This window comes from Parvibaculum sp., from assembly GCF_019635935.1.
In the GTDB taxonomy this organism is placed as follows: Bacteria; Pseudomonadota; Alphaproteobacteria; order Parvibaculales; family Parvibaculaceae; genus Parvibaculum.
The window spans coordinates 1-3,862 of the sequence record NZ_JAHBYN010000008.1 but is presented as its reverse complement, the minus strand read 5'-3'; the positions used below and the strand labels follow the sequence as shown (position 1 = coordinate 3,862).

At 64.1% G+C, this 3,862-nt stretch carries 4 protein-coding genes; 3 read left to right on the top strand and 1 reads right to left on the bottom strand.

The window, feature by feature from the left end; genetic code table 11:
- A partial coding sequence (locus tag KF719_RS18060) for an enolase C-terminal domain-like protein (RefSeq protein WP_293510811.1) occupies positions 1–661 on the bottom strand: 661 nt, incomplete at its 3' end.
- 184 nt (positions 662–845) lie between these two features.
- On the opposite strand from KF719_RS18060, the gene cobF reads away from it, so the two are divergent.
- The 3 genes from cobF to KF719_RS18045 all read left to right on the top strand — a co-directional run.
- Complete coding sequence (cobF, locus tag KF719_RS18055; protein ID WP_293510810.1) at positions 846–1,607, top strand: precorrin-6A synthase (deacetylating); 762 nt, start codon at positions 846–848, stop codon at positions 1,605–1,607.
- A gap of 204 nt (positions 1,608–1,811) precedes the next feature.
- Entirely contained in the window at positions 1,812–2,708 is an 897-nt protein-coding gene (locus tag KF719_RS18050) for a dihydrodipicolinate synthase family protein (protein ID WP_293510809.1), read from the top strand.
- Positions 2,709–2,730: 22 nt separating this feature from the next.
- Positions 2,731–3,862: FAD-dependent oxidoreductase (locus KF719_RS18045; protein ID WP_293510807.1), on the top strand; the 1,132-nt coding region annotated here is incomplete at its 3' end.

Genomic DNA, 3,862 nt, shown 5'->3' with positions numbered 1-3,862 from the left:
CCTCGGTATCGAAACGGCCGTTGGCGTCGACACAGAGCCGCGCGCCTTCGCCGACGATCTCGAGCACCGCGTCGATGCGGGCGAGATCCTCGTCGAGCGGGGCGGCGCCTATCTTCATCTTGACGACGTGGTAGCCGCGATCGACATAGCTCCGCATTTCATCCTGCAGCGCGCCGAGATCCTTCCCGGGATAATAGTAGCCGCCGGCCGCATAGACCCAGACCTTGTCGTCGGCGACACCATCGCGATAACGGTCGGCGAGCACGCGATAGAGCGGGCGGTCCTCGATCTTGGCGACGGCATCCCAGACGGCCATGTCGATGGTGCCGACTGCAACCGAACGCTCGCCATGGCCGCCGGGCTTCTCGTTGGTCATCAGGGTCGACCAGATCTTGAAGGGATCGAGATTGTCGCCGGCGTCGGTGATGAGGCTGTCTGGGGCGGCTTCCCTGAGGCGCGGCAGGAAGCGCTCGCGCAACAGGCCGCCAGCGCCGTAGCGGCCGTTGGAGTTGAACCCGTAGCCGATGACGGGTTTGCCGTTGCGCACCACATCCGTGACGACGGCGACCACCGAGCAGGTCATCTTCGAGAAGTCGATATAGGCATTGGCGATCGGCGAGGCGATCGACGCGGTCATTTCACGGACGTCGACAATACGCATGAAAAGCTCCCAGTCGTCCCGGCGAAGGGCGACAGTAGCATTCTTTTCCGCCTCGTCTCCCCATCTGGCCGTCCTGGATGCGACATTCCCCGGCATGCTGTATGTCGTCGCATGGACGGCTGGAGCATTTTCGAGCGAAGGGAAAACCGGTTCGCTTGGAGACACTGGGTGGAGCGAGGTTCGGATGCGCAAAGTTCTCATCATCGGCATAGGCGCCGGCGATCCGGATTATCTCACCGTTCAGGCGATAGAGGCCCTCAACCAGGCTGATGTCTTCTTCATTCCCGACAAGGGCGCGGAGAAGGCCGCCCTCCGTGAGTTGCGTGAGGAGATCTGCGCGCGCTTCATCCGCCGACCTGGTTACCGCTTCGTGAGCATCGAGGTCCCGGTGCGCGGCAAGAGCGACGACTACAAGGCCGATGTGGCGGCATGGCATGCGGCAATCGAGGCGCGCTACACGGCTCTTCTCGAGAGCGAACTGGCCGACGGTGAAACCGGGGCATTCCTGGTGTGGGGCGATCCTGCCCTCTACGACAGCACGCTGCGCATCATCCAGGAGATCGACGCGAAGGCCCCGTTCCCGTTCGACTATCGGGTCATTCCCGGTATCACCAGCGTGCAGGCGCTGGCCGCGCAGCATCGCATCGCCCTCAACCGGATCGGCGAACCGGTGCATGTGACGACAGGTCGAAAGCTGGGCGAGGCCTTGCCGGACGGAACAGACACCGTGGTCGTGATGCTCGACGGTGAACAGGCGTTCAAGCGTCTCGTCGGTCGGGATCTCGAGATTTACTGGGGCGCCTATCTCGGCACGCAGGAGGAAATCCTCGTGTCCGGCCCGCTCGATGACGTCGCCGGGGAGATCGATCGCCTGAGGCGGGAGGCGCGCGATAAGAACGGCTGGATCATGGACACCTATCTCCTGCGTGGGCCCAAAACGCGCTGAGCGCAGGTCATAGCAGTTGGTGTGCTGTTGCCTTGATTTGAATATTGTATATTTTATTCCGAATTGGCGAGCGGAGTGGCCCCGCCTTGGCTCAAGCCCGTTCCCGCTTCCCCGCAGCTTGTTTTCGGGGGGAGCGGACAATGCATTGGTCGTTGCTCACTCTGCCTGCGGTCTGATCGGTTTTGGCTCTTGGAGGAAAAAGGCATGTGGTCTGGTGTCCTTCCCGCGGTGACGTCGAAATTCAAGGAAGACGGTTCTCTCGATCATGACGAGATGACCCGCTGCTTTGCCATGCAGATGGAGGCCGGCTGCGATGGCCTCATTGTTTGCGGTTCGTTGGGCGAGGGGCCGATGATGACGCTGGATGAGCGCATTGAGGTCATGCGCACGGCGAAGTCCGTCAGCGGCGGCAAGCCCGTGTTGATGACGGTTGCCGCGGCTTCCACCCGCGAAAGCTGTGAGATCGCGCAGCGCGCCGCCAAGTCGGGAGCGGATGGATTGATGGTGGTGCCGAGCCTCGTCTACCAGACGAACGACGCCGAGACAGTCTCGACGCTGCGGACCGTGGCGCAGGCCGGCGATCTGCCGATCATGATCTACTCCAACAAGATCGCTTATCGCGTCGATGTGACGCCGGCCCTGATGGAGGAGCTCGCCTCGGACAAGCGCTTCGTCGCCATCAAGGAATCCTCCGACGACATTCGCCGGACGACCGAAATCTTCAATCGCCTGGGTGATCGCTACGCCGTGCTGACGGGGGTGGACAATCTCGCCTACGAGGCGCTTGCGGTCGGCGCGGTGGGCTGGGTCGCGGGTCTCGTCTGCGCCTTTCCCAAGGAGACGGTCGCCATCTACCGCCTGATGAAGCAGGGCCGCCATGCCGAGGCGCTGGCGCTCTACCGCTGGTTCCGTTCTCTGCTCGATCTCGATGTGAGCACCTATCTCGTCCAGAATATCAAGCTGGCGGAGATGTTGGCCATTGGCTCGAACGAGCGTGTGCGCGCCCCGCGCCAACCGCTTTCCGGTGAGACACGCAAGCGTGTGGAATCGGTCATCAGGAATGCGCTAGAGATTCGCCCCGCGCTGCCGGCCTTCGGCTGAGCGCAAAGACGGAGATCGGGGCGTGACGCATCCCGCAGTCGAAAGCGAAGTGGATGTCGCGGTCGTCGGTGCCGGCATCATCGGCATAGCGGCGGCGTCCTTCCTGCAGGACGACGGGCGCGATGTTCTGCTGATCGACCGGGGCGAGCCTGCTCACGGCGCCAGCTTCGGCAACGCCGGCGCCTTCGCGTTCTCGGACATCCTGCCGTTGGCGTCTCCGGGCATCATGCGCAAGGCGCCCCGCTGGCTTGTCGATCCGCTGGGCCCGCTCACCATCCCGCCGGCTTATCTGCCCCAGATCCTGCCCTGGCTCATCCGTTTCTGGCGGGCGAGCTGGCCGGATCGCGTGCGCGACGCGATGGTGGTGCAGGCGTCGATGATGCGCCTTGCCGCGCAGGAGATGGCCAGGCTCGTCGTCTCGGCTGATCTTGGCGGCATGATCCGTTCGGACGGATCTCTCGAACTCTACGAAAGCGAGGCGGAACTTGCGGCTTCGATCGCCGGATGGACGGCTCGCGAGAAGCAGGGCATCGCCTTCCAGCATGTGCGCGGCGCTGACATGGCCGATCTCCAGCCCGGGCTGGCGCCACGCTTCGTGGCGGGCACCTTCGTTCCCGGCTGGAAGACCGTCTCTGACCCTTACGATTTTGCCAGCGCGCTCGCCGCTCGCGTCATTCGTAGGGGAGGGCACGTCGCACGACAGGATATCGCCAGGGTGCGTCCCGTCGAGGGCGGCGTTGCTCTCGATTGCGGGGATGGCAGCACCATCATGGCGCGGCAGGCCGTCATCGCCTGCGGCGCCTGGTCCAAACCCTTGGCACGCGCCCTGGGGGATGACGTGCCGCTCGAGACCGAACGTGGCTACAACACCACCTTGCCGCTGGAGGCTTTCGATATCCGGCGTCAGCTCATCTTTGGCAGCCACGGCTTCGTCATCACACCCTTGTCGTCGGGCATCCGCGTGGGCGGAGCCGTCGAACTCGGCGGCCTCACCCGGGCGCCCAATTTCGCGCGCGCGGAGGCGATGCTGCGCAAGGCCGCGGATTTCCTGCCCGGCTTGAAGACGGGCGGCGGGCGCCAATGGATGGGCTTTCGCCCGTCAATGCCCGACAGTCTGCCGGTTATCGGGCCGTCTCGCGCGGCGCGGACAATCA

What these genes read in the sequence shown, in the direction of transcription:
- cobF (WP_293510810.1), top strand. Translation starts at nt 846, where the DNA reads ATGCGCAAAGTTCTCATCATCGGCATAGGCGCCGGCGATCCGGATTAT.
- KF719_RS18050 (WP_293510809.1), top strand. Translation starts at nt 1,812, where the DNA reads ATGTGGTCTGGTGTCCTTCCCGCGGTGACGTCGAAATTCAAGGAAGAC.